Source organism: Geoalkalibacter ferrihydriticus DSM 17813, assembly GCF_000820505.1.
Classification (GTDB): domain Bacteria; phylum Desulfobacterota; class Desulfuromonadia; order Desulfuromonadales; family Geoalkalibacteraceae; genus Geoalkalibacter; species Geoalkalibacter ferrihydriticus.
The window spans coordinates 1,161,370-1,187,529 of record NZ_JWJD01000001.1; the positions used below are offsets into that span (position 1 = coordinate 1,161,370).

Below are 26,160 nucleotides of genomic sequence, written 5' to 3' on the forward strand. Positions count from 1 at the left end.
CCGATGAGGTGTTTCAGGTTGTTATCCATTATGTGCGTTTTGATCTCGGCAGCATTTGTTATTTCTTCAACAGCTTCAGTTAATGCGCAAGTTCCAAACCTGGCCTTTGAAAAGCTCGTTATTCCACATACGAATATAGCACCTTCCATCGGAGGCGCTGTGTATCACCCCGATCATGTCGTCGATGGCGATGTTGATACCGTTTGGTACAGTTGGCAATCAGTATATACTGAAGTCTCTTTTACCCTCGATCTTGAAGATGTCTTTGAGATTGGGTCAATTGAGTTTTTTCCGACACAGTTGGCAAGTTATAATATTGAGTCGTCTTTAAATAATACAGATTGGACTACGCGCCATCATGATACCATACCATACGGCGCTCTTGGACCTTTTGTCCTCAATGTAGATACTCCCTATGAAGCACGCTATGTAAAATTTACCGGCAGTAATAACTCAAATGCATATGCCGGGTTAGCGGAAATAAGAGTTTATGGTCAAGTTTTCCCTGTTGGTGATGGTACTGCTGAAAATCCCTATGAAATCACAACGGCCGAGCAGCTTGACGCCGTGCGTGACTATCGCGACAAACATTTCATTTTGCGCAATGATATAGATCTTTCACCATACAATACGGGCGAAGGCTGGCTGCCGATCGGTGCTGATTATGATATTCGATTTGTTGGTACGTTTAATGGAAATGGATTTACTATCCATAATCTCTTCATAAATCGTGATGAAAATTACATCGGTCTCTTTGGTTATATCGACAATGCAAAAATTAGCAAACTTACTATCGAAAATGCTTCGGTTACCGGCCGTAATTTTGTAGGCGCACTCACAGGTACCGCCAAAGATACGACCATTGACAATATTCATGTGACCGGAATGGTTGCCGGTCAATTTGATCAGGTCGGTGGACTTGTTGGAAATGGTAGAAATCTAATTGCTATCGATTGTTCTTCGGATGTTGAGGTGACCGGTGTTCAACGTCTGGGCGGTCTTATCGGCTATCAAAGTTTAGAGTCCGGCGATTCTTCAAAAATTGAAAATTCTCATGCAACCGGTTCGGTTTCTGGTCACTCTTATGTTGGTGGACTTGTTGGTGAAAATAGGTATTTAATTATAAATTCGTCTTCTACTGCTAATGTTCAAGCGTCAAATAGTATAGCTGGAGGCCTCGTTGGAGAAAATAGGGGCGAAATCATTAACAGCTTTGCCACCGGGGCGGTCGGTGGTGATTCGAGCGTGGGTGGTCTTGTGGGTTATCAGACCGACGGTTCAATCACCGATGCGTATGCTACGGGGTTTGTTAGCGCAGTCAATAACACTAGCAATGCAGGTGGCCTTGTCGGCGAAGCGAGCAGTACAACCCTTACCAACACCTACGCCACCGGAAAAGTGCAAGGTAGTGGGAACGTCGGTGGGTTGGTCGGTATTATTAAAGAGGGCAATATCAGTCGATCCTACGCCAATGGCGGGGTCGAAGGTAATTGGCGCCTTGGGGGTCTGGTAGGATTTGCTGAAAACACCGCCAACATTGCCCAATCTTATGCCACCGGCACGGTTACGGGCACTCTTAGTGCGGTCGGTGGACTCATCGGGCGATTGGATGGCCAGGTTTTTTCCTCTTACGCAACGGGTGATGTCACTGGAAACGGTACAGTCGGCGGTTTGGTGGGCGATCTCTACAACACAGCTGCTGAAATTGACGCATCCTATGCCACCGGTGATGTCACCGGAGAGTTGCGTGTCGGCGGTCTGGTCGGCGTTAGTCACAACAGCGTAATTAATGATTCATATGCTCTGGGTGTGGTCACTGGAGGGTCGGAGGCTGGCGGCTTGGTCGGCGAAAATTCCGGTGGTACTATCACTACTTCCTTTTTCAACAGCGAAACCAGCGGCCAGTCCGACAATGAGGGCAAAGGCGAGCCGAAAACCACTGCTGAACTGCAGCAACAAACCACCTTCAGTAGTTGGACTATTGTTGCCGACGACACGATTGACCAGGGTTACCCATTACTGACTTGGCAGGTTTCACAAAGCTATTCCGGTGATCCTGATCCAGTTTGGGTCATCGGCACGAAGCCCCCCGCTTTTTCTGTAACGCCGGACGCCGGTGCAGGCGGAAGTATCAGCCCCGGTTCGGTGCAATCCATTCCCAATGGCGCCACGACCTATTTCACCATCATCCCTGGCGACGGCTTCTCTATCGCCGGGGTGACCGGTTGCGGCGGGAGTTTGCTCGGCAATATTTATACAACGGATGCCATTACTCAGGCGTGCAACGTTGTCGCCACTTTTCAGCTTACCCCCGTCGATCCCGATCCTGTCGTCCCTGATCCGGTTGATCCCGATCCGGTTGATCCCGATCCCGTTGATCCCGTGCAGATTGAGGAAGGCTATTCCGACGCGCCGCAGATCGTCGCTTCCCATCGCCTCACCCGGCGCGATCCCCAGAGCGAAGCGGTCCTTTCCATCACCAGAGCCCACAGCGAAGTGCCGAATTCAACTACTNAGAATCCGGACAACCCCAGCGTTATTACCGCGGCCGACATTGTAACGGAAGGCAGAACAATCACCCTTCAGGCCGAGGCCTATGGTGATGGCAGCGCCGTGCATCGCGTCCTTCTGATTACCGAAGGATCAGAGAATCAAATCATCACCCAGGCGCTCAGCCGGTTTACCGGGGCATTCACTTTGATTGAGGAGCAAGGGCGGGTTACAACCTGGGCGCCGTTACCCCAGATAAATGGTCATCAGTGGCGTGCCGNCAGCCGGTTTACCGGGGCATTCACTTTGATTGAGGAGCAAGGGCGGGTTACAACCTGGGCGCCGTTACCCCAGATAAATGGTCATCAGTGGCGTGCCGTGGTTGAAACGCAACCCGATGGTGAAAGTCGTCTCTGGTATGAAGTCTGTGAAACACAGTGCGATAATGACCACAATTGGGCCCTTTCTTCTGTGACGTTGCCCGGCGATCAGGCGTTCGAAGCCGGTAATGAGATAGAGGTCGAGGAAGATATTCTTGAGGGTGTGCAGATTCGCATCGAAACCGACGTCACCCGCCAAATCCGTTTCTGATGAGGAGAATCCCAATGAATATAAAATCGCTTTGTCTGGTCCTTGCGGCTCTGGTGGGGCTGTTCTGGATTGCGGGTTGCGGCACCAGCAGCAACCGCGGAGCCGCTCAGGACGGCGTCATCCTGATGCAACTCAACGAAGAATATGAGGTTTATGAGGGCGATGTGCTCGAACCGACCGATGAAGATACGCGCATTGTCGTGCGCCATGTGTTCGAGGATGACAAGAAATACGTCACCTTGCTGGCGGGCAGCGCGACGCTGGTATTCGGAGGTGGGTTGCAAAAGTAATCAATTGATATGAGGTGACATTGAGTGGCAGCGTGCAGCGGCCGGACCCCTGGGGCCTCGGCCGCTGTCGTTTGGAAATCACGCTTACTTCAAAGCACAAAGCAAACCCGGCACCGCCTTGATCTTGACGGGCACCAGGTATGAAACGGTGGTTATGCGCGGCCCGCAACTCGAACCCTGGCGGCATGAGGATGCCGCATTTTGGCTCCTGGGGATTCTGCAACGGAGTCGATAAAAGGGTTTGGCGGACCGTATTGCGATTCAGGGCGATAAAAAAACGCCTACGACATTCCTGCGCGTAGGCGTTTATCCTTGATCGAAGAGTTGGGCCGTTTTTTCAGTTTTCGGTCAGAACGTGATCATCGTAAAGGCGCTCTACCTTGATCTTGTGGCCCTTTTCCACATCGGCAAAGACCTGCAGCACCTTTTTCAAATCGGGATCGTCGGTGGCCTCGGCGGCGGTCATGTAGAGATTGTAGGCGTTGTCCTCGGTCTTGATGGCATAGGTCAGGATTTCCTGGTAAGTCGCATCGGGCTTGAGAGGAACATCCACCAGGTACTTGCTGATTTTCATGTCGGGAATGGTGATTTTCTTGTATTGCTCGGCGCGCTGCACATCCATCTTGCCGAAAACCTCCTTGTGGCCGGCTTCTTCCGCCGCCATTTCCTCAAACATCTTGCGGGCGGCCGGACTTTTGGATTTGACGGCCGCATCCTTGTAGAGCTGATAGGCGGTTTCTTCACGCTGGATGGCAAACTTGATCACTTGGTCAAGGGTGACAAAAGACATGGGGGGGTCCTCCTGTGGGGTTTGTTGACAGATGGGGAGGCAGAATGCCTTGCTATGGGCGCTGCCTCGACAACACAAATATGACTTTGGAGGTAAATTTTAGGCAGACTGTCCGGAGTGTCAAGTAATAATGATACGAATTCGTCCTCCGCGACCTCTGTGCCGGTATCGCATCCGCCTCCTTTTTCTTTGCCGCTTTCTGTGAAATAATGCCCCCATTCAACATCTCCGGGGAGCCCCATGACCGATCAGTCCAAACGCCTCTAACTTATCGACGGTTCGAGCTACATCTATCGCGCCTTTTTCGCCATCCGCCATCTGTTCAACTCCAAAGGCCGCAAGGACATCGATCCCGAGTACAAAGCCAACCGCTCCGCCATGCCCGAAGACCTGGTAACGCAGGTCCCGCGGATCAAGGAGCTGGTGCGCGCAGTTGATCGACAACGATCCGGCAGGCTTTCAGCAAACGCCCGCGTGGTGCGAAATGTTTAAATGACGTGTAGATTTGCGTTGACCGGGGCAGGGTGACGACCGTCCTTGTGAAGGAATGCGGAACTGGTTTGTTGTTTTACCGATGTCCGCTGTTCATGACTGCGAATTTGGGCTATCCTGCAGGGACAAAGCTATGTTTGGGAGACGTATCGTTTGTGAAAAGTGTGAGTCCCGACCATCTTCAGGATATCCTCAACCAGATCCACACACAGATCACCGCGCGCACCGATTATGGTGAGGTCGCCACCTATATTCCCGAGTTGGCGTGCGTTGATCCCAAACAGTTCGGATTGGCCGTCGCCTTGGCCGACGGTCGCCTGTTGTCCGTCGGTGATGCCGATGTGCCCTTTTCCATCCAGAGCATTTCCAAGGTTTTTACTCTGGCTCTGGCCCTGGGACAGGTCGGCAACCAGTTGTGGAAGCGGGTCGGGCGCGAGCCTTCCGGCCATGCCTTTAATTCTATTTTGCAGCTCGAACATGAAAAAGGCATTCCCCGCAATCCGTTCATCAATGCCGGCGCCATCGTCGTCACCGACGTCATTCTGGCGAGCAGCACGCCCAAAGAGGCGCTGGCGGGCCTGATGACTTTTATCCGCACCGCCGCCGATGATCCGAACATCTACATCAACGAGGCCGTGGCCCGATCAGAAAAAGAGACCGGGCACCGCAATTTCGCCCTGGCGCATTTCATGCGCAGCTTCGGCAATCTGGCGCATGATCCGGATTTGACCCTGGGCACTTATTTTCATCAATGCGCCTTGGAAATGTCTTGCCGCCAACTAGCCATGGCGGGCCGGTTCCTCATCAACGCGCCCGGCATGCCGCACCTGATCTCGCCCTCGCGCATCCGCCGCATCAACGCCCTGATGATGACCTGCGGCCATTATGACGGCTCGGGGGATTTCGCTTTTCGCGTCGGGCTGCCGGGCAAAAGCGGCGTCGGCGGCGGCATTCTGGTCATTGTTCCCGGCAAGGCCTCCATCGCCGTCTGGTCGCCGGGGTTGACGCCTCTGGGCAATTCGCGCCTGGGCACCGAAGCCGTGCACCTGTTGGCGCAACGGACGGAGTGGTCGGTGTTCGGGTGAGGTGTCCTGTTTTGCTGCTTGTTGACATCGGGCAAGAATCCTGTCTAATATCCGAGTTGGAATATATCAACATATAGGTAAGGTAATGATATGAAAATCGTGCCGGTCCAAATACTGTTCGCCCTGCTTTTCACCGCCGTTTCGATTGTGCCCGCCTTGGCCCAGACTTTCGGCAGGGGGCTTAGTCTGACGGAAACGACGCCCGTCTCGGCACTTCTGGACGATCCGGAGGCCTACGTCGATCAGACCGTGCAGATCAAGGGTCTGGTGGTCGAGGTCTGCTCCCTGCGCGGCTGTTGGATGAACATTGCAGGCGAGCGCCCCTTTGAGAGCGTGCATGTCAAGGTGGATGATTACGATATGGTTTTTCCCCTGACCGCACGAGGTAAGACGGCCGTCGTCGAGGGCGTCTGGCAGAAAATCGTGCGCGAGAATGAGTTCGGCTTTGCCCGCACGCCCCCCGATCCCGCCAAGATCCCCGCCCCGGAAAATCGCTCAACGACGGATGTTTTCTACCAACTGCGCGGCCTGGGCGCCGTTGTCGAGGGCCTTTAGTCGGCGCTATGGGTCTGCGAAAGTTCAACCATGCCCTGCACCGCGACATCGGCTATCTCTGCGTCGGGTTGACGCTGATTTATGCCCTCTCGGGCATCGCCGTCAATCACCTCCATCATTGGAATCCCAATTACAAGGTCGAGAAGGCGAGGGCGCAGGTTGCGCCGAGCGACTATCGCGGGGTACTCGACGAAGACAGGGTTCTTGAGTTGCTGCGGAAAATCGGTGAGCCGCCCGTCTACGAGAATATTTTTCAACCCGACCCCGAGAGCCTGATGGTGTTCGTCGAAGGGCGGGTCATCCGCTTTCATCTGCCCAGCGGCGTGGTCGAGTACGAACGGGCCGCGCCGAGAGCTTTCTGGCACGCCGTCAATTTCCTTCACCTCAATCATCCCAAAAAAGCCTGGACCTGGATCGCCGATCTCTATGCCGCGGGCCTGATTCTTCTCGCGCTGACCGGGCTGCTGCTTTTACCGCGCGGACGGATGCGTCCCCGCTGCATCGTACTCATCCTCCTCGGTCTTCTCATCCCAGTTCTGCCGCTGCTGCTGTATTATTGAGGCATGTCTTTTTCTTTCCCCCCGTCTGTGAAATAATGCCCCCATTCCAAATCCGGGGAGCCTCATGACCGATCAGCCCAAACGCCTCTACCTCATCGACGGTTCGAGCTACATCTACCGTGCCTATTTCGCCATCCGCCACCTGTCCAATTCCAAGGGGCAGGCCACCAACGCCGTGTATGGCTTCACCAACATGCTGCTCAAGGTGATGCGCGAGCACGCGCCCGATCATCTGGCGGTGGTGTTCGACGCCAAGGGGCCGACCTTTCGCAAGGACATCTATCCCGAGTACAAGGCCAACCGCGCCGCCATGCCCGAGGATCTGGTGCCGCAGATCCCGCGGATCAAGGAGTTGGTGCGCGCGTTTAACCTGCCGGCTCTGGAACTTCAAGGGTTCGAGGCCGACGACATCATTGCCACCCTGGCGAAAAAACATGCCGCGCAGGGGCTTGAGGTCACCATCGTCTCCGGCGACAAGGATCTCATGCAGGTGGTTTCCGAGCAGGTGCGCATGCTCGATACCATGAAGGACAAGATCTATGGCCCGGCTGAAGTCGCCGAACGTTTCGGCGGCGGCCCCGACAAGGTGGTGGAAGTCCAGGCCCTGGCCGGCGACAGCTCGGACAACATCCCCGGCGTGCCGGGCATCGGCGAAAAAACCGCCGTCAAGCTCATCAGCCAGTTCGGAACGGTGGAGGATCTGCTCGCGCGGGTCGACGAGGTCAAGGGCAAGATGCAGGACAAGCTGCGTGAATTCGGCGAACAGGCACTGCTGTCCAAACGTCTGGTCACGCTGCGCGACGATCTTGAGCTGGGGATCGACTATGATGCCCTGGCCACCGGTGAGCCGGATCGCAAGGCTCTCACCGCATTGTTCGGCGAGCTGGAATTTCACAAGCTGCAGCAGGAATTTTTTTCCGATGCCGCTTCGCGCGACGACGATTACCAAGGGGTTTTCACCACCGAAGAGCTGGAGCGACTGATCGCGCGCCTGGAGGAAGCACCGCGCTTGAGCTTTGATACGGAAACCACCGGGCTAGATCCCCTGCGCGCCGAGTTGGTCGGGCTCTCTCTTGCCGTTCAGCCAGGCCAAGCCTGGTATATTCCTCTCGGGCATCATTATCTGGGGGCCCCGGAGCAGCTGGATCGAGATCGCGTGTTGGAGCGCCTGCGGCCCCTGCTGGAAGATCCGGACAAGCTCAAGATCGCGCAGAACGCCAAGTACGATCTGCTGGTCCTGCGTCGCGCGGGGATCGAAGTCCAGGGAGCTGATTTCGACACCATGGTCGCTAGCTATCTGGCCAATCCGGCGGCCAAGAGCCACGGCATGGACAGCCTCGCCGCCGATTTGCTCGGGCGCAAGACCATCTCCTTCAGTGAGGTGGCGGGCAGCGGTAAGAACCAGATCAGCTTTGCCGAGGTCGAGATTGAGAAGGCTGTGACCTACGCTGCCGAAGACGCCGACGTCACTCTGCAGCTATACGAAAAACTCAAACCCATGCTCAAGGAGGCCGAGCAGGAAAAGCTGTTTCATGAGGTGGAGATGCCCCTGGTGGGGATTCTTGCTGATATGGAATGGCAAGGGGTGCGGGTCGATTCGGTGGTTCTGGGATCCCTTTCCAGGGAACTGGAAGAAAAACTTGCCGCCCTGGAAAAGGAGATCCACGAACTGGCGGGCTGCTCCTTCAATATCGGCTCGCCCAAACAGATCGGCGAGGTGCTTTTCGAAAAACTCAAGTTGCCGCGCGGACGCAAGACCAAGACCGGCTGGTCGACGGATGTGGAGGTGCTGCAAAAACTCGCCGAGGAGCACGCCATTGCCGCGCGCATCCTTGATCACCGCAGCCTCGCCAAGCTCAAGGGCACCTACACCGATGCCCTGCCCAAGCTGGTCCATCCCGACACCGGGCGTATCCACACCAGTTTCAACCAGACGGTGACCGCCACCGGACGGCTCTCATCCAGTGATCCCAATCTGCAGAACATTCCCATCCGCAGCGAGGAGGGGCGGCGCATCCGCGAGGCCTTTATCCCCGCCGAGGGCAATGTGCTGCTCGCCGCCGACTACTCGCAGATCGAACTGCGTATCCTCGCCCATCTCGCCGATGAAGAAATGTTGCAGGAGAGTTTCGCCCGCGGCGAGGATATTCACCGCCGCACCGCCTGCGAGATCTTCGGCGGATTCCCCGAGATGGTCAGCGATGAGCAGCGCCGTCAGGCCAAGACCATCAACTTCGGCGTACTCTACGGCATGGGCGCCTTCAGTCTGGCAAAAAGCCTCGGGATCGACAGGAAAAAAGCACAAACTTTTATCGATGCCTATTTCGAGCGCCTGCCGCGCGTCGCCGATTTTCTTGAAGCCTGCCGCGTAGAGGCACGCCAGAACAAGTATGTCAAAACCCTCCTCGGCCGGCGTTGCGCCATCCCCGAAATTGACAGCCCCAACCAGGGCGTACGGTCCTATGCCGAGCGCAACGCCATCAATTATCCCTTGCAGGGTTCGGCCGCTGATATCATCAAGGTGGCCATGGTGCGGGTGTTCGCACGTCTGCGTCAGGAAGGGCTGCAAACCAAGATGGTCTTGCAGGTGCATGACGAACTGGTTTTCGAAGTGCCCGAAAACGAACTGGAGCAGGCGCGCGAGCTGATTCGTCGCGAGATGCAAGGGGCGGTCCAACTCAAGGTGCCCCTCGATGTCGACATCGGTGTCGGCAAAAACTGGCGCGAGGCCCACTGAAGCCATGAATTCCTTTGCCCGGCGATTGCAATGGCTGCTGGCCCTGGTGCTGATTCTCAACACCCTGGTGATTGCCTTGCATGGCGTTTCCGCCTGGCGCTCCATCGCGCAGGCGCGGCAAAATCTGGTGGAGCTGGGCGAAACCATTACGCGCTCCTTTGCCGGCGGGCAGCGCTTTTTCATGCGCCGCGCGGGTTTCACCCCGGCGGAGGCCGAGCAGTATCTGCAGGAGTTCTTCCAGCAGCAGGCGGTGGAGAATTTCGTCCTTTATGACGGCGACGGCCAGGTGATTCTCGCGCTCAGGCCGGAGCTGCCGCTGCCCCTCGACACGGCGGTGGAAGAGCGTAGGGTGCGCGAAAACGCCGACCTTTTGATTCTTTACCAGCCGTTCAAGCCGCATCTGCCGACGGGTATGATGGGGCGTGGTCGGGGCATGATGGAGAGCCCTTTGTGGGACCGCCCGCTGTTCACCGCCCTGGCTCTCGACAAGCAACCTCTCAACGACCTGCTGCGCCGCACCTGGCTGGAGCTCGGCCAGGTGCTCATCATTCAGTTGCTGCTGGTTGCCGCCTATCTGTACGCGCTGAAATTCATCCGCTTTCACCTCGCCACGGAAGAAAAACTCCAGGCCGCCGAACGCAACGCCGAGGTCGGGCGCTTTGCCGGCGTGCTGGCCCACGAGATCAAAAATCCCCTGAGCGCCATGGGCGGCTTTATTGATTACGCCGCCGACAAACAGCAGGACGAGAAGGTGCGTGATGTGCTTGGACGCGCCCGCGAGGAGGTGCGGAGGCTGGACGGCATCGTCAATGGTTTTCTGGCTTACGGCAAGGAAACTGTGCTCGAGAAAAGCGATTGCGAACTGCGTGCCCTCGTCGAGCGGGCGGCGGAATTGCTGCTGTATGAGTTGGACGGCAAGGGTTTGCAGTTGGACTTGGGTGGTCTGACTTTCAATGTGCATGCCGATGGCGACAAACTGCTGCAGGTGTTGTTCAACCTGCTGCTCAACGCCGTGCAGGCCGCCCCGGACAAATCTGTTATTCAGGTGCGCCTGGATGCCGAAAAACGCAGCCTCAAAGTGGAAAACGCAGTGGCCGCTCCGGTACAGGGCGACCCGGAAGAGCTGTTTCGCCCCTTCGTCACGTCACGCGCCCAGGGGGCGGGACTCGGTCTGCCTATCTCCCGCAAAATCTTGGAGCTGCACGGTTATGCCATCTGCATCGAAAAGACCGAGCCGTTCGTTGTGTTGGTGCAGTTTTGAACAGGGAACGTGTTTGGAGTCGGGGACATGCAATCCCCCTGTCAAAGGCCGCATGAACCCATCCCTGGGGCTTGACCGGCGCCATCCTGGCGCCGGACACCTTTGTCAGGGGGATTGCATGCCCCCGACTCGACAGTGAGAAAAAGGAAGAGATCCGTGCCGAAAAACATCCTCATCGTCGACGACGAACCCAATCATCGCCTGATGCTGCGCCTGCATCTCGAGCAGGCCGGGCATCGCGCAACGGAAGCCGTCAACGGGCAGCAGGCGCTGGAGCGCATCGCCCGCGAGGCTTTCGATCTGATCCTGCTTGATCTGCAGATGGATGTCATGGACGGACTGACCCTGCTTGGTGAGTTGCGCCGTCAAGGCCGCGAGATTCCGGTGATCGTCATCACCGCCCACGGCAGCGTCAAAACGGCCGTGCAGGCCATGAAGCTTGGTGCGCTGGATTTTCTCGCCAAACCGGTGGAGGTCGCCGAGCTGCTGCGCCTGGTCGACCAACCACAGCGCGTCGCGGCGCCGCCGGAAATCCCCAGAGATTATCGCTTCCCCGGCGTGAGCGGCTCCGTGATGGGCAAGGTGCTCGACCTGTTGGCCATGGTGGCGCCCACCGACGCCTCGGTGCTGATTCTGGGCGAATCGGGCACCGGCAAGGAGCTCGTGGCGCGCTCGCTGCACGACAATTCCCCCCGTGCGCAGGGCGCTTTTCTGGCGGTCAACTGTGCGGCGTTGAGTGAGCATCTGGTAGAAAGCGAACTCTTCGGGCACGAAAAGGGCGCTTTCACCAGTGCTGCTGTGGCTAAACCGGGCAAGTTCGAACTGGCCGAAGGGGGTACGTTGTTTCTTGATGAAATCGGCGAACTGCCTTTGGCGCTGCAACCGAAACTTTTGCGCGCCCTGCAGGAAAAAACCTTCGAGCGGGTTGGCGGCACCCGCACGCTCAAGGCCGATGTGCGTATCGTGGCCGCCACCAACCGTGATCTGCACGAGCAGGTGCGCGCCGGTGCTTTTCGCGAGGATCTGTTCTTTCGCCTCAACGTTTTCCCCGTGCGCCTGCCGCCGCTGCGCGAGCGGCGGGATGAAATCCCGCTGTTGCTGCGCTATTTCATCGACAAGTACGCACCGCGCTTCAACAAACTCATCAAAGGCTGGAGCGACGGCTTTCTCAAAAAACTTGAGATATATTCCTTCCCCGGCAATATCCGCGAGCTGGAAAACCTCGTGGAGCGCAGCATTATTCTGGCGCGTGGTGATGTGCTTGACGAGCAACTGCTGCCCGATCTGTCACGGGCGTCTTCGGTGAGGGACGATGCAAGCGTCGATCTCAAGGAACGCGAAAAGCAGGCCATTCGCCAGGCCTTGGCGCAGACCGGCGGCAACAAGTCCAAAGCCGCCGACCTGCTCGGTATCAGCCGTCGGGCGCTGCACTACAAAATCAAGGATTACGGGTTGGGATGATGAGTGATGAGTGACGGCATCCGCGATGTTTCGCTGACCTGTCACCCATCACTCATCGCACGTCACTGCCTATTCGCCGATGGGGAAGGGGCCGCGCACCTGCCCCCAGGGGTTGATATGGAATTCGAACTGGTTGCCGCCGGCATCCATGGTTTTTGCGCGGTAGGTCGTGCCGCGCGGACGCTCGACGGTGTCCACCTCGCCCAGGGTATAGCCCTTGAAATTGTCGCCCACATGTTCTTGCAAGCGGGTACGGGCCTGTTCGTGGTTGAGGGTCTGCTCGGGTGCGGCCTGGCGGTTCATGCCGGCACGCCGCGATTCGGCACGCGGGCAATCAGGGTTGGCGTACCCTTTGCCGGTGCTCATGCCCGGCCCCTGGCCGCCACGGGCGCCCCCGTAGGCAAAGGCGCTGCCCGAGGCAAGAAGGATGGTGAGAACAGCGGCGACGATGCGAGATTTTTTCATGATGTTTTCTCCTTTTGATGGGGTTGCCGGGATTATCCCGTGATTGTCTCTGCTGTCCTCTTTTTTGCAGTGTCGGTGCCAAAAAATAAACTTATTAAATTCAGCAGGTTAGGTTTGTGTTGCGCATGCCTGTGCAATGTCTTTCCGGCAAATTTGTAACACCTGGGAAAACTTTGCGCAGACTGCGGCCACCTTTTTTCCGGCAGGGGCCATGACTAGGCACAAGCGTCGTTCATCTCTGCATCGCCTTCGGCTGTTCGCCCTTTTCGCCACCGTCGGCACATTCCTGTGCGCGATGTTGCTGCTTGCCGCCTGGCAGTACCGCGGCGGCCTGATCCACCATTATGCAAAGCCCTACCTTGAAAAGCGTCTGAGTGCCGAACTCGAAGCGCAAGTTGCCATTGAGCGCCTGGAACTTGAGGCCGGTCATCTCAGAGTCGGCGGACTGGTGGTGGAACGCGCCGGGGAGTTTTGTCTCACTGCGCTGGGCCTGTCCCTGGATTTCTCCCTGGATCACGTGCGGCGCGGCCGGATCGACGGCCTGCGTCTGTTTCAGCCGCATCTGCAACTCGATATCTTCGCCCTGAGCCAAGGGGATGAGGCGTTGCCCGCAGTCTGGTCCAAACCTCCCTGGGGTATCGGACATCTCCGGATTGTTGACGGCCGCCTGGATCTGGCGCTTGCAGAGCAGCGGTTCGCCGCCCGTGCCATTGCATTGGACATGCACGGCATACCCACCGGAGATTTTCACCTCGCGTTGGAGCTGGCGGCTGAGCGCCCCTTGGCGCTGGCTGCCGTCGGCCGCTTGGATTGGGAGGATCTGCCCCACGTGCAGGTGCACGAATTAAACGTGGATGGGCGCGCTCTGCTCGCGACGCCGCTGAGTTTGCGTCCCGCGCCCGACGGACTTGCGGTCGGTGGCGCCATCGGTCTGGCGCGTTTCGACCGCGCGCAATTGGAGCCTTGGCTTGCAATCTTTGGCGCGGCGGAGCTGCTTGCGCCGGATCTGGACTTTGTCGCTCGGGATATGTCCCTGGTTGTGGAATTGGCGGGGGGAGAGGTTCAGGGGCGGCTCGTTGCGGCCGAACTGTCCCTGCGGCTGGCGGAGCGCCGGGTGCATATGACCAACCTCAGTCTCAAGGGCGCGGGGGATGTGCGGAATTGGCAGGGTGAGGGGCAACTCCACTGGGCTGATGAGGTGCCCTTGTTCTTTCAGCTTCAGGGAAACGAAAAGCGAATTCGCGCCGAGCTACAGGGCGAACTGCCTGAGGCGGCGCGCTTGCCCTTGTTGCTCGGCGGCACCGCCGCCTTGCCGCTGAGCGGCGGGCTGGCGGGATCTGCGCGCCTGGAGTGGCGGGACGGCAGACTCGATGTGGAGGGTGATTTTCGTGGGCTGCCGACAAATTCGTCCATCCCTGAGGCTCGGGCGGATCTGGCGCCGCTGAGCGGCGTGTTCAAGGCCGGGGGGCCTCTGGATGGGCTGACGGGAAATTTGCGACTGGATCTGGCAGGACGCAGCTTTCTCAGAATGCAGGGCGGGCTGGATCATCTGGATGCGCAGTTGGAGCGCACGGAGCTGTCCGCCCTGGCCCCGGTTGCCGCTGCGTCCCTGTGGCCGGACATGCTGGAGCGCAGCGGTTGGATCGCGGGCAGTATCCGTGTGAAACTTGCCCAACAGGACATGGCGGGTGCGTTGGAGTTGGTCGGCGAGGGTTGGCGGGTCCTAGGGTTTGAGTGGGGCGCAACGCACATCTCTAGCCGCTTTCGCCGCCAGGATACGGGGCTGGATTTGCCCGACCTGAGAATCCAAACCGCTCTCACGGGGTTTGGGGCCAGCCTTCCCCGGATCAATGTACAGGGCGATGTCCGTTGGCGGCCTGGGGGGCTGGCCTTTGAGCTTGCGCATCTGCACGCTCGGGAAGTGGAATACCTCGCTGCGGACGACATGAGTGCAGTGGCCGGCGGCGATGTGCGCCTGAACGGGCGGCTGGAGTGGATTGCAGGTCGGCCGTTGCGCGTTTTCGTAAACGGCGGCGTCCAGGTTCAGGAAGCGCTGGTGCATTCCTTTTACGGCGATCTGTCCCAACTTCCCCTGACGCTTAACTTGGATGCCGCCTGGGATTTTGCCGACGCCGCCCTGGCCGTTACGCAAATCGATCTGCGCCTGAGCGACATCGGCACTCTGACCGGGCAGGGCCAGTGGCGCCAAGGTGCGTTGCAGGCAGGCGGCGTGCTGCGGTTGCCGCAGCTTGAAGCGGGCTACAACCGGCAACTGCGTCCCTTACTGGCTACGCTCTTCCCCGTGGCGGAGGCCTTTGAGTTGGGCGGTGCGCTGACGCTGGCGGGCGAGGGTGTCTTCGATCCGTCCGGATGGAGGCTGGCGGGCACCTTGCAGCCCGAGGAGTTCAGGCTCAAGCGCATAGATGCGCAGATGGAGCTGGCTCAGTTGCGCGGCGTCATTCCTTTTTCGTTCGCCATACCAGACGAGAAGAGCACACCGGCTGCGGCGCAGGGCTGGCTGGCCCATGAGGGTCTGAGATTCGGGCCGCTCTCCGCAAGCCCCCGGCGTCTGGGCCTGCGCGCCACGACCAACCGCCTGACCTTTGCCGACCCCTTGGTCTTGGATCTGGCCGGTGGCCGCATTCATATCGATCGACTGCTGCTGGGCTGGGAGCCGCAGGGGCTGTATCTGGCTGGGCGCACACGCATGGATGAACTCGATCTGTCCCGGCTTACCCGTGATTTCGAGCTGCCCCTCATGCAGGGCCGCCTGGCCGCGGACCTCGGCGAATTCGAATATCTGGGGGGCTACCTGCAATCTCAAGGCGAAGCGCGCCTGGAGGTGTTCGGCGGGACCATTCAGGTGCGAAACATCCGGGCCCAGGATCTTTTCTCCTCGTACCGCAGCTTCGAAGGCGACATCGATCTGCAGGGGCTGGATCTGGCGCAACTCACCCAGACTTTCGAATTCGGCGAGATCAACGGCATCCTCGATGGCACCATCCATGACCTGCGCCTGTTCGGCGCAGTGCCGTCGGCTTTTGTCGCTGAGTTTGCCACGCGCGCGCGCGGGCAGCGCAACATCAGTGTCAAGGCCATCAACAACCTGGCCGTAATCAGCCAGGGCGGGATCTCGGCCGCCCTGTCGCGGGGCGTTTACCGCTTCATTGATTTCTATCGCTATCGCCGCATGGGTCTGTTCTGTGCCTTGCGCAACGATGTCTTCGTCCTGCGCGGAACGGCCCGGCCAGGATCGGATCTGTATATCGTGGAAGGCGGCCTGCTGCCGCCGCGCATCGACGTGTTGGCGCCGCAATCGGCCATCTCCTTTCGCGAGATGCTGCGCCGCCTGAGCCGTATCGATCGTGCGGGAAGTCGTTGATTTTCGTCACCGAGGCGCTATAGTGGGATGGTGGATGAGCTGCATCAACTATGGAGGAAAACGATGAAAATCCTGTATCGTTCACTGCTGGGCCTGGCACTTCTGGCCGCTGCGGCCTGTGTCACCATCAATATCTATTTTCCCGCCGAAGAATTGCGCGGTGCCGCCGATCAGATCGTTCACGAAGTTTGGGGAGAGCGTTCGACGCCCCAGCCGCCGGCCGGCGAGCGGGGCAGTTTCCTGAAGTGGTTACCGGGGCCCGCCACGGCCTACGCCGCACAGGATATCAACGTCAGCACCCCGGAAATCCGTGCCGTGAAGGAGTCGATGAAGGAGCGCTCCGAGCGTCTGTTTCCTTTTCTCGACACAGGTCATGTAGGCATTTCTGCTGATGGGTTGTTGAAAGTGCGTCGTACCGATGGCCTGGATCTGCGCACCCGTGGCGAGGTCAACCGTCTGGTCGGCGAAGAAAACACTGACCGTCAGCGGCTTTACCGCGAAATCGCCCGCGCCAACGGTTTTCCCGATCGCGTCCATGAGGTGCAGTCTATTTTTGCCGATTCCTGGCGCGACAACGCCGCCGCAGGATGGTATCTGGAACAACCGGACGGCAGTTGGCGCAGCAAATGAGGTCTGCGGTGCAGCAGGCGGTTAGATTTCTTCCAGGGCCGGGTTATAGCTGCTGAGTTGCTCCAATTCCTCTACTTTAGAAAAGACCTCTTGCAGTGCTTGGCGGCTTTCGTCGGGAACCTGGAGAAAGCGGAATGCAATGCGCAGCTTGCGCGGGGAAAAATCGGGGTGGCGGTGGGTTACGGTAAGTTGCACGACTGTAGAGTAGAGGTGGGGAGCGACGATGTTGTGGCCGTCCACGAAAAAATTGATGCTGGCCGCCGCGGGCAGGGACCAATTGAAGGATTCCGAAAAGGGAACTTCGCAGAGCATGCCGCCGAGGCTGGCGTTGATGACATTGCCTTGCAGGGCATGGCCGCGCTGCTCAAGAAGAAAGATGGTGTCCTGCACCGCGTAGCGCTTGTCGCGCCTCAGGGTAACCGGGTTGCACACCCGGTTGAGGGTTTCCGCGAATTGCTGGGAGGGGCAAGGCAGAAGCAGGTGCTCCTGGACCCCGGCGATTTCAATCTGCTTGAAGTTGTCTTCATTGTCGCTGGTGGTCAGCAGTAAAAAGGGAACCCTCTGACCGTTGGGCAAATCGCGTAGTTTGTCGTGCAGCGCGAAGCCGCCGGGATCACAGCCGTCCCACAGGTAAATAACAAGGTGGCAGCGGTGATCCTGTACCAGAGACAGGCCGCGTTCCGAATTCTCAGCTTCCAGAACCTGGACATCATCGAGATTGGCGCGGATTTTCGCACCGATGATTTTGCGCAGGGCCGGAGAATGGTGGATGACGATGAACTTGCGGCTCATAGGGACAACTCCATGTCTTCAAGTGCTCTAATTTTTGTGTTCACGGAAGGCTTGCAATGGCAGACCACTTTCTCTTAGTCTGGAATACAAGAACTGCCCGCTATCCAAATCTGGAATAATGTATTTTTGGTGATTTCTCATTTTCAGGAATCGTGCCATCAGTCCTAATTCTCACAACCGACGCTGTTACCGCAGCCGCGACCCGCAACCGGGTGTGCGCCCGGGGCGTTCTTTTCGGGCTTTTGCCTGTGGACTGCGCGATAACACCATGCCAAAATCCCTTCCATGTCAGCCTTTGCCTCAATCCTTGCGCAACCAGCGTGGCGGCATGCTCATGGTGGTGATCATTGCGGTGGTGGTCATGGGCCTGGGGTCGGCCATGGCCGGAGTGAGCTGGCAGGCCGCTTCGCAGCGCGCCAAGGAAAAAGACCTGCTGTGGGTCGGCGGGCAATATCTCAAAGCCATCGAGAGTTATTACCATTCGGAACTGGGCGGCCGTGTGCGCCAACCCGGCACCGGGACCGGCACCGCGACGCAGCAGCGCCGAACCCCTGGCCTGCTGCCCAACAGCGTTGACGATCTGTTGCAGGATCCGCGCGCGGCGCAGATCGTGCGTCATCTGCGCAAGCCGTATAAGGATCCCATGACGGGTGAGGACTTCGTCTTTCTCAAGGATACGGGCGGACGCATCCGCGGGGTGCGCAGTTCCAGCACCCTGAAACCTTTCAAAACCGATAACTTCCCCCCGGGTCTTGAGCGCCTGGCCGGTGCCGAAACCTACGCTCAGTGGGAGTTTGTTTTTGACGCTACCGCAGCCGGGCGGTCGGGTGACGTTTCCTTGGATGGGCGGGCACCCGGCCTTGATCCGGGCGCGCCTCCAGCTTCACCGGGAGTCGGCGGCCCCAACGGCGACATTCAGCCTCCCGAGCGTGGAACCTCCCGTCGGCGGCCCGGCGCCTGTACCGACCCCACTCCCTGTCCTCCGGACGAAACCTGCATTTTCGATCCCGACAAGTGCGCCTTCGTGCCCTATACGCCCTCGTGGATTCACCAGCAGATGTTTGTGGAGCCCGAAACCTCTCCAGAATACGGTCGCTGAAATTTTACCGTAACTGTTCAGCATGCACCGCAGGGTGCGGCGGCATCGCGTGCGGCAAAAACTCACCTGCGGCTCAAACATTTGCCGCAGCACTCAACCGCCNCGTAACTGTTCAGCATGCACCGCAGGGTGCGGCGGCATCGCGTGCGGCAAAAACTCACCTGCGGCTCAAACATTTGCCGCAGCACTCAACCGCCCCACCCTGCGGTACTGTCGGACGTTGCCGCTGGATAGTTACATTTTACCTTTCCCGTCGATTTTTTCGGTTTTTTGACCCACGTCATGTCGGCTTCCACCTCCCTCGCGCTAAGCTGCACCCAAGCTTAGGCAAGGAGGCAACGCCATGAATCTTAGAAACGATCTCGGCAACGCACAAATTCAAGACGTTCTGAAACAGCATCCCCATATCGGGGAAATCCTCAAGCGCTACGACATTGCTTGCGTCACCTGTGGGGTGGGCATCTGCCTGCTCAAGGACGTGGTCAGTATTCATGCGCTGGGTGACGAAGTCGAAGGCAAAATCGAAACGGAAATCAATACCTATCTGGACAACCAGTAAAGTCAGCCCATAAAAAGGAGATCCGAACATGAAAAATCTGGCCTGCGGCTGCCCCGGCAGCAACGTGCGCACCATCGAGAAACCCGCAACCGATAACCCCGCCACCGGTAAGGTGGCTTCGGAACTGCGTCAGTGGCCGACGCAACTGCATCTGGTGCCGCCCAGCGCGCCCTGGTTGCAGAACGCGCATCTGCTCATCGCCGCCGACTGCGCGCCCTTTGCTTACGGCGATTTCCACCGTGACTTCATCAAGGGCAAGGTGCTGGTCAACGCCTGTCCCAAGTTGGATGATACCAGCCCCTACCTGGACAAGCTGACAGAGATTCTCAAGCACAACGACATTCAGTCGTTGACCGTCACCATCATGGAAGTTCCCTGTTGCCGCGGTCTGGCGATGATGGCCAAGCAGGCCCTGGAAGCCTCGGGTAAGGACATTGCCTTCAAGGTGGCGATCATCGGCGTGGACGGCGAAAGGAGAAGTTAAGCATGGCAAAAATCGACGTGACTCAGGTAATGGTCGAAGAGCACAAGCTGATTTTGCGCATGATTGCGCTGTTGGAAGGCAACGTCGCGCGTATGGAGGCGGGCCGCTTCCGTGACTGGCAGTTTTTTCTCGACGCGGTCAATTTCATTCGCAACTACGCCGACCGCTTTCATCATGCCAAGGAAGAGGACGTGTTGTTCAAGGCCCTGGTTGATAACGGCATGCCGCGGGAGAACTCACCGGTGGCCGCCATGCTCTTGGCCCATGATGAGGGGCGCGCTTTTGTGCGTGCCATGGAGGAAGGCGCACAGAAGGCCTTGGCCGGCGAGTCGGGACAGATTCCGGTGATTGCGGAAAATGCGCGCGGCTACATTGCCCTGCTGCGCGACCACATTGACAAGGAAGATAATATCCTCTATCCCCTGGCGGAGCGGGTGTTGCCTGAGGGGCCGCGTGCGGCCATGGTTGATGCCTATCGGCAGGCCGAGGCCCAGAGCCCGGATCTGGAAGAAAAATACCGGCGGCTTGTGGAAAAATATGAACACCAGGCCGCGGCCTGAAAAAGCGCGAGGGGCGGACCGGAAAGTCCGCCCCTCGGCGCATTCAGCGTTGTTTCGCGTGAAAGAGTTTTTGTTCCTCGCTGTTACCCCTCATCTGCTTTTTCAATTTTCACCAATTCATATTTGCGCGTTCCCAGCCCCATCTTTTCGGCGTGCTCCAAAGTGATTTCCCAGTCGATTTCGGGATGAACCCCACGGAATTTGTCACCTCCTGGTTCATGGCCGCTCTGTAAGGCTGTGCCGGCCAATCCCGGGGCCTGGTTGACCAGATCGGCACAGGCCTGGTCGATGGCGACCGGATCCGTAGAAGCCAGAATGCCCAGATCGGCGACGATGGGCGCGTCGGAATGACCGTAACAATCGCATTGCGGGCTTACCTGGGTGATGAAATTGATGTACAGGGTGCGCCCCTGCTTGCCGTGTATGGCGCCCTTGGCGTATTCGGCCATCTTTTTCATGACTGTTGGTGCCTGCTCGTTCCACTGAATTTTTATCGCATGCTCCTCGCACACGGAAATGCAGCGGCCGCAACCGACGCAAGCCCCAGGGTCGATGCGCGCCTTGCCTTCGATGAAAGAAATCGCGCCATGCACACAGGCGGCAAAGCAGTCGGCGCAGGCCGTGCAGAATTTCTCCGCAACCGCGGGTGCAACATTGGAGTGTTGCTCGAGTTTGCCTTCGCGGCTGGAGCAACCCATGGCGAGATTTTTCAATGCGCCGCCAAAGCCGGTCAACTCATGGCATTTGAAATGCGACAGGGTGATCAGGCAATCGGCCTCAAGGATTTCCAGACCGATGTCGACGCTTTCCAGCAACTCACCGGCGATCTTGACCCGCCGCGCCGAATGACCGCGCAACCCGTCGCACAGGATCAGCGGCGCACCCACGACCGCATAGGCGAAACCGTTTTCGATGGCGCAGGCCAGGGCCGAAACGGCCTCTTTGCGCTGACCGGGATAAAGAGTGCAGGAATCGGTGAGGAAGGGCTTGCCGCCGAGGTTTTTGATCAGATCGACGATGCGCCGGACGAAAGTCGGGCGGATATAGGCATGGCCACCGCGCTCGCCGAAATGGACCTTGACGGCGACAAGATCGCCCTTGGAGACCACTGTCTTTATTTCCGCGAAATGGGCGAGTGCTTCGAGTTTTTCGAAAAGGTTGCGGCGATGATCCGCACGCAAGTCGGAAAAAAAGACCTTGGCGGGCATTGGGAGACCTCCAGAATTGAATGCTCTAAGGCGCTGGGGCGAAAATGCGACAAACAAAGTCGCTATAGCACAGCCGCGCCGCAAGATCAAATTCTGAAGGCGTTTGGTCACTGTTCAGCATTGCGGCGGCAGCGCTTGCGGGAAAAACCCGCATTCGCCGCGACACTCAACCGTCACGCCCTGAGGCGCGACCGGCAGTGCGGCTGAATCGTTACGGCCTTTGCAACTTATTGGGCCAGGTCAGCCGTTCGGGGATAGGGATGCACCCTTGAGGCTCCAGGGCGTCTGTTCATTGCCGAGCAAGCCAGAAAAATGGCTCTTGCTCTCTTCGAATTCAAGGCCCAGGTGGATGATGCCGCTCCCCTTGTCGCGGCTGATGCGTCGCACCGTGGCAAGGGTTTCCTGCTCCTGGCTCCAGAACGGCTTGCGGAAACGTATCTGCACGGTGGCGCCGGGTTCGAAGGAGACGGCGCAATCGAGGGAGAGGCCGCTGTTGCTCAGGTCGGCGGTCATGCCCGGAATGGACTGTCCGTCGCCCTCGGGGCAAAGTTCCACAATGGAGCGAACCGCACGGCGCAACGCCTGGCGCCGGTCCTGATTCTCAGGCACCAGCCTATTGCGAAATTCCTTGGCCTGGTAAAGGCGCCGATCCGCAGTCTCAAGAAGTTCGCCGGCGCTGTTGCCGTCTTCGGGAAAAAAAGCCAGTCCGCCGCTGATGGTCAGGCGCACATCGTTGTCCTGCCTGTCTTTGCTGAAATCATTTTTTTCGATGGACGAGCGAATGCGCTCACACACGGTGAAGGCCTGTTGCGGATCGACGCGAAAGAGCAGCAAGGCAAACTCTTCACCCCCGTAGCGAGCCGCCACGTCGTAGTCGCGAATATTGTGGCGTAGGGTTTCCGCGACCGCGCGCAGGGCTGCGTCACCGGCAAGATGTCCGCATTGATCGTTGTATTGTTTGAAGTGGTCGAGGTCGAACATGGCGACCGCAAAGCGGTCCTTGGAAGGGCTTTTTTCCCTGGAGAAAAGTTGTTCGAGCCGCCCTTTGAAATAGCATTGGCGGTAGAGAGAGGTCAGGCCGTCGGTAATGGAGGCCTGGCGAACCTCATCGAGTTGAGTGGCCTCAAGAATGCGGGGGTCGCGCAATTCGCCCACCTCCGTTTGGAGGTAGTCGATCAGTGCCGTCCGCAGTCGGCCACTCACCAGTGACGGAAACAGGTGGCGGCGGTGGGCGAGAATCCCCTCCCAGTGCGCCTGTGCTTGTTCAGGAGGAAAATCCTTGCCGGCAAGAATCTCCAGGGCGCGGCGGTAAGTCTGGGCACCATGGCGCGATGCCAGATGAGCGATGCCTTTTATCAGTTCCTCGTCGTCGTGCCCTTGGTTGCGAAATAGCTGCAACAATTCTTGCTCCATTGAATTTTCTCCTGCGGAAAAATCGGGATTGTCAAATCATGTAATGAGAATAGGGGCATAGTATAATTTTCCAGGAGTCATGGCCAGTATTTTGTACGGTATACAACGTTGTTATTTCATTAAGTGGCGAGACGGAGGTGTCTCTGACGAGTCAATAGCCTAAGCTATGCAGCATGCATCATAGGCCGCTGATCGGACACTGCAACGGAATCGTCACAAAATAGCAAGGGTGGCTGGACCCTTGGTGTGTGCCTGCTAAAGTAAATGAAAGGCGGATCTTATTTTTGTATCAGGGGGATGAGATGGGAAAAAATCTAACACGCAAGCTTCTCGAAACGCATCTGGTTTCCGGGCGCCTGACTCCCGGTGAGGAAATCGGCATAAAAATCGATCATACCCTGCTGCAGGACGCCACGGGCACCATGGCCATGCTTGAATTTGAATCCCTCGGCCTGGAGCGGGTCGAGGTTGAGCTGGCTGCTCAATATGTCGATCACAATCTACTGCAGTCCGACTTCAGGAATGCCGACGACCACAAATATCTGCAAACCGTCTGTGCCCGCTACGGCATCCATTTCAGCAGGCCCGGAAACGGTATCTCCCACCAGGTGCATATGGAGCGCTTCGGCCGACCGGGGCTGACCATGATCGGCGCCGACAGTCATACTCCGGGCGCCGCCGGGGTCAGTATGCTGGCCATCGGCGCAGGCGGCCTGGATGTCGCCCTGGCCATGGCCGGACGCCCCTATTTCTTTCCCTGTCCCAAGGTGCTCGGGGTCAAGGTCACCGGTGAGTTGCCCGATTGGTGCAGCGCCAAGGACGTGATTCTGGAGATGCTGCGTCGCTACGATGTCAAAGGCTGCGTCGGCAAGGTGGTGGAATATTACGGGCCGGGAGTGGCCAACCTGTCTGCTACCGACCGTGAAACCATCGGCAACATGGGTACCGAGCTGGGGGCGACCAGCAGCATTTTCCCGTCGGACGAGCGTACCCGGGAGTATCTCGAAGCTCAGGGGCGCGGTGATGCCTGGCAGGAACTTGCTGCCGATCCCGATTGTCATTACGACGAGCACGCCGAGCTCGACCTGTCGCAAATTGAGCCGCTGATCGCCTGTCCGACCTCGCCCGGTAATGTCAAGCGGGTCGCCGAGGTGGCCGGAATCAGGGCCGATCAGGTAATCGTCGGTTCCAGTGTCAATTCGTCTTTTCGCGACTTGATGGTCACCGCAAAAATTGTTGAAAATCGCCACTGTCATCCTGACACCGCCTTTCACGTCAACCCCGGCAGTCGCCAGGTTCTGGAGAACGTCGCCCGGGAAGGCGGCGTTATGTCGTTGCTGATGGCCGGAGCGCGCATTCACCAGAGTGGCTGTCTCGGCTGCATCGGCATGGGCCAGGCGCCGGGCACCGGCCAAGTGAGCCTGCGCACCTTTCCACGCAATTTTCCCGGTCGGTCAGGCACCAAGGACGACCAGGTTTATCTGTGCTCCCCGGAAACAGCAGCGGTATCGGCCCTTAAGGGCCTGATCACCGATCCGCGCGATATGGGTAAGGAAATGGACTATCCGCAGATTAAGGATCCGGATCAATACCTCGTGGATGAGTCCTCCATTATTTTTCCCTCGCGGGAGTTGGCCAAAACCGAGGTGGTGCGCGGTCCCAACATCATGAAACTCCCTGAGTTCGATGCCTTGCCCGATACTCTGGAAGCGACGGTGGCGATTCGCGTGGAAGACAACCTCTCCACTGACGGCATCATGCCCGCCGGCAGCAAGATTCTGCCTTTGCGCTCGAATATCGCGGCCATCAGCGAATTCGTCTTTCATCAGGTGGACCCTGATTTCATCGAGCGCATCAAGCCGATCGAAAACGCCGTGGTCATCGGCGGAGACAATTACGGGCAGGGTTCATCTCGCGAACACGCGGCCTTGGCGCCGCGCTACCTGGGGGTGCGTGCCAAGATTGTCAAGAGCTTTGCCCGGATCCACAAGGCTAACCTGTGCAATTTCGGTATCCTGCCTCTGGTCTTCAAAAATCCGGAGGATTACGCGTTGTGCGAACAGGGCAAGCAGGTGGTTTTTCCCGAGGTCAAAAAGTACCTGGAAGACGGAGCCACGGAAATTCCCGTCGAGGTGGACGGTAAAGAGGTTATCACGCTACTGGATGTCTCGGAACGCCAACGGGAGCACCTGATTGCGGGGGGAACCCTGAATTTCGTCAAGCAGGAGTTGGGGACGGGGGAGGGGGCCGCGGAAAATAGGTCGTAGTCGAACAAGGGCGCCTGTCGGGAGAGAGGCGCTCTTACCTATTTGGACCATAAACCGTTGCCGCGGCGTCGTGCCTGCTCTTCGGACTGGAGAAAGTCTTCTTTGAGGCTGAAGTCGATGCGGCGATAGACGGCGGCGAGGCCCTCCTCGACGAGCAGACGGTTGAGGTTGCGGCCGTCGGGCAGGGTGACGTAAGCCCTCAGGCGACCGTAGGTATCGCGGCGTTCACCCTCGAAGCGCAGGGTGACGACCCGGCCCTTGACCTGGCGGATGTTGAAACGTCGCGCCTCATCGGCGATTTTTCGCAAGTGTGCGGGCGGAATGCCGAAGCGGCGTTGATAGAACAGATCACGCTCCGAGTCATGCCCCTCCGGCGTGTCGATGCCGAGCAGGCGCACGCGCCCCAAACCTTCGACCTCGATGGTGTCACCGTCGTAGATCCAGCTGACGCGGCCTTGGGTCTCACCGGCACAGGCATTCAGGGCCAGTCCGAAGAGCAGAGCCAATATTGCGATGATGAGGCGCGCCGGGAAAAGCCGTCTTGGGGAATGCATTACCTCTTGCCCCAGAGCATGCGGGTGAAAATGCCGGTGGCCGCCCCCCAGGCAAAATGAAAGAGGAGGACGAACAGAGGGGTGAAATTGCCGAGTTCGAGTCCCAGCAGGCCCTGGCGTTGCACCTGGGGATAGAGATAAAGAAGCGCAAACAGGGCGGGCAACAGGCTGATCCACAATCCTTTGCGGATCCAGTGTTTGCGATGGCGGTAGGAAGCGACGGTGGGGAAGTAGACAAGCCCCCAGAGCCCGCCCCAGATCAGATTCGGATAGAGCCAGGGAAGCGAAAAATCCGGCGTCATCAGCACTCCCGCGGCTGCGGTGAACCCATAAAAGCCAGCTGCCCAGAGGGTCAGGCTGTAGACCAGGCCGCCCAGCAGCCCGGCACAGAAACAGGTTGCCAGCAAAGCGCCCTTGCGTTCCATGCAATCTCCG

The 26,160-nt window shown here is 58.3% G+C and carries 22 protein-coding genes and 1 pseudogene; 16 read left to right on the top strand and 7 right to left on the bottom strand.

What is annotated here, in order from left to right; genetic code table 11:
- Positions 1 to 30 precede the first annotated feature (30 nt).
- Together GFER_RS18135 and GFER_RS05285 are read left to right on the top strand one after the other, a co-directional pair.
- Positions 31 to 3,081 (top strand): GLUG motif-containing protein, encoded by a 3,051-nt coding sequence (locus tag GFER_RS18135; protein WP_161807384.1) that lies wholly within the window; start codon positions 31 to 33, stop codon positions 3,079 to 3,081.
- A 14-nt stretch (positions 3,082 to 3,095) separates the two neighbouring features.
- Positions 3,096 to 3,371, top strand: coding sequence for a hypothetical protein (locus GFER_RS05285; protein WP_040096700.1), 276 nt, complete (start codon positions 3,096 to 3,098; stop codon positions 3,369 to 3,371).
- Positions 3,372 to 3,708: 337 nt separating this feature from the next.
- Here GFER_RS05285 and GFER_RS05290 read toward each other — a convergent pair whose 3' ends face one another.
- Complete coding sequence (locus GFER_RS05290) at positions 3,709 to 4,161, bottom strand: ferritin-like domain-containing protein (RefSeq protein ID WP_040096702.1); 453 nt, start codon at positions 4,159 to 4,161, stop codon at positions 3,709 to 3,711.
- 270 nt (positions 4,162 to 4,431) lie between these two features.
- Here GFER_RS05290 and GFER_RS19695 point away from each other — a divergent pair.
- The 7 genes and pseudogenes from GFER_RS19695 to GFER_RS05325 all read left to right on the top strand — a co-directional run.
- A pseudogene (locus GFER_RS19695) lies at positions 4,432 to 4,593 on the top strand (hypothetical protein); the annotation flags it as partial.
- Positions 4,594 to 4,817: 224 nt separating this feature from the next.
- Positions 4,818 to 5,738 (top strand): glutaminase, encoded by a 921-nt coding sequence (locus tag GFER_RS05300; protein WP_052446059.1) that lies wholly within the window; start codon positions 4,818 to 4,820, stop codon positions 5,736 to 5,738.
- 90 nt (positions 5,739 to 5,828) lie between these two features.
- The gene (locus tag GFER_RS05305; RefSeq protein ID WP_052445981.1) at positions 5,829 to 6,293 is read left to right on the top strand and encodes a DUF4920 domain-containing protein; all 465 of its coding nucleotides are present in this window, start codon (positions 5,829 to 5,831) and stop codon (positions 6,291 to 6,293) included.
- 8 nt (positions 6,294 to 6,301) lie between these two features.
- Complete coding sequence (locus GFER_RS05310) at positions 6,302 to 6,853, top strand: PepSY-associated TM helix domain-containing protein (RefSeq protein WP_052445982.1); 552 nt, start codon at positions 6,302 to 6,304, stop codon at positions 6,851 to 6,853.
- 64 nt (positions 6,854 to 6,917) lie between these two features.
- Positions 6,918 to 9,590, top strand: coding sequence for a DNA polymerase I (polA, locus tag GFER_RS05315; protein ID WP_040096711.1), 2,673 nt, complete (start codon positions 6,918 to 6,920; stop codon positions 9,588 to 9,590).
- A gap of 4 nt (positions 9,591 to 9,594) precedes the next feature.
- Complete coding sequence (locus GFER_RS05320) at positions 9,595 to 10,851, top strand: ATP-binding protein (RefSeq protein ID WP_040096714.1); 1,257 nt, start codon at positions 9,595 to 9,597, stop codon at positions 10,849 to 10,851.
- A gap of 156 nt (positions 10,852 to 11,007) precedes the next feature.
- Positions 11,008 to 12,312: a sigma-54-dependent transcriptional regulator gene (locus tag GFER_RS05325; protein WP_040096716.1), complete on the top strand. Its 1,305-nt coding sequence runs from the start codon at positions 11,008 to 11,010 to the stop codon at positions 12,310 to 12,312.
- Positions 12,313 to 12,381: 69 nt separating this feature from the next.
- Here GFER_RS05325 and GFER_RS17520 read toward each other — a convergent pair whose 3' ends face one another.
- Positions 12,382 to 12,777 (bottom strand): hypothetical protein, encoded by a 396-nt coding sequence (locus GFER_RS17520; protein ID WP_052445983.1) that lies wholly within the window; start codon positions 12,775 to 12,777, stop codon positions 12,382 to 12,384.
- Positions 12,778 to 12,988: 211 nt separating this feature from the next.
- Here GFER_RS17520 and GFER_RS05335 point away from each other — a divergent pair, with 211 nt between their 5' ends.
- Together GFER_RS05335 and GFER_RS05340 are read left to right on the top strand one after the other, a co-directional pair.
- Positions 12,989 to 16,159 carry a hypothetical protein gene (locus GFER_RS05335; protein ID WP_139172149.1) on the top strand — a complete coding sequence of 1,057 codons (3,171 nt, stop codon included), beginning with the start codon at positions 12,989 to 12,991 and terminating at the stop codon, positions 16,157 to 16,159.
- A gap of 63 nt (positions 16,160 to 16,222) precedes the next feature.
- Positions 16,223 to 16,789 (top strand): DUF1318 domain-containing protein, encoded by a 567-nt coding sequence (locus GFER_RS05340; protein WP_040096721.1) that lies wholly within the window; start codon positions 16,223 to 16,225, stop codon positions 16,787 to 16,789.
- 21 nt (positions 16,790 to 16,810) lie between these two features.
- Here GFER_RS05340 and GFER_RS05345 read toward each other — a convergent pair whose 3' ends face one another.
- Positions 16,811 to 17,581, bottom strand: a complete 771-nt coding sequence (locus GFER_RS05345) for a PilZ domain-containing protein (RefSeq protein WP_040096724.1) — start codon at positions 17,579 to 17,581, stop codon at positions 16,811 to 16,813.
- 268 nt (positions 17,582 to 17,849) lie between these two features.
- Between GFER_RS05345 and GFER_RS17525 the strand changes: the two genes are divergently transcribed.
- The 4 genes from GFER_RS17525 to GFER_RS05365 all read left to right on the top strand — a co-directional run bounded on the left by GFER_RS17525 (position 17,850) and on the right by GFER_RS05365 (position 20,283).
- The gene (locus GFER_RS17525) at positions 17,850 to 18,680 is read left to right on the top strand and encodes a hypothetical protein (protein ID WP_139172147.1); all 831 of its coding nucleotides are present in this window, start codon (positions 17,850 to 17,852) and stop codon (positions 18,678 to 18,680) included.
- Positions 18,681 to 19,023: 343 nt separating this feature from the next.
- The gene (locus tag GFER_RS05355; protein WP_040096726.1) at positions 19,024 to 19,239 is read left to right on the top strand and encodes a hypothetical protein; all 216 of its coding nucleotides are present in this window, start codon (positions 19,024 to 19,026) and stop codon (positions 19,237 to 19,239) included.
- A gap of 28 nt (positions 19,240 to 19,267) precedes the next feature.
- Complete coding sequence (locus GFER_RS05360; protein WP_052445985.1) at positions 19,268 to 19,723, top strand: hypothetical protein; 456 nt, start codon at positions 19,268 to 19,270, stop codon at positions 19,721 to 19,723.
- Between the two features lie 2 nt (positions 19,724 to 19,725).
- Positions 19,726 to 20,283 (top strand): hemerythrin domain-containing protein, encoded by a 558-nt coding sequence (locus GFER_RS05365; RefSeq protein WP_040096729.1) that lies wholly within the window; start codon positions 19,726 to 19,728, stop codon positions 20,281 to 20,283.
- An 83-nt stretch (positions 20,284 to 20,366) separates the two neighbouring features.
- Here GFER_RS05365 and GFER_RS05370 read toward each other — a convergent pair whose 3' ends face one another.
- Positions 20,367 to 21,491 carry a DUF362 domain-containing protein gene (locus tag GFER_RS05370; RefSeq protein ID WP_040096731.1) on the bottom strand — a complete coding sequence of 375 codons (1,125 nt, stop codon included), beginning with the start codon at positions 21,489 to 21,491 and terminating at the stop codon, positions 20,367 to 20,369.
- A 240-nt stretch (positions 21,492 to 21,731) separates the two neighbouring features.
- Positions 21,732 to 22,904: a diguanylate cyclase gene (locus GFER_RS05375; protein ID WP_040096733.1), complete on the bottom strand. Its 1,173-nt coding sequence runs from the start codon at positions 22,902 to 22,904 to the stop codon at positions 21,732 to 21,734.
- Between the two features lie 302 nt (positions 22,905 to 23,206).
- Here GFER_RS05375 and GFER_RS05380 point away from each other — a divergent pair, with 302 nt between their 5' ends.
- Entirely contained in the window at positions 23,207 to 25,171 is a 1,965-nt protein-coding gene (locus GFER_RS05380) for an aconitate hydratase (RefSeq protein WP_040096735.1), read from the top strand.
- Between the two features lie 38 nt (positions 25,172 to 25,209).
- On the opposite strand, the gene GFER_RS05385 is transcribed toward GFER_RS05380, so the two are convergent.
- A complete protein-coding gene (locus GFER_RS05385; protein ID WP_052445986.1) occupies positions 25,210 to 25,725 on the bottom strand; it encodes a thermonuclease family protein in 516 nt (171 codons plus the stop codon).
- Positions 25,725 to 26,150: a hypothetical protein gene (locus GFER_RS05390; protein WP_040096737.1), complete on the bottom strand. Its 426-nt coding sequence runs from the start codon at positions 26,148 to 26,150 to the stop codon at positions 25,725 to 25,727. The genes GFER_RS05385 and GFER_RS05390 overlap by 1 nt, the downstream gene beginning before the upstream one ends.
- Positions 26,151 to 26,160: the final 10 nt, after the last annotated feature.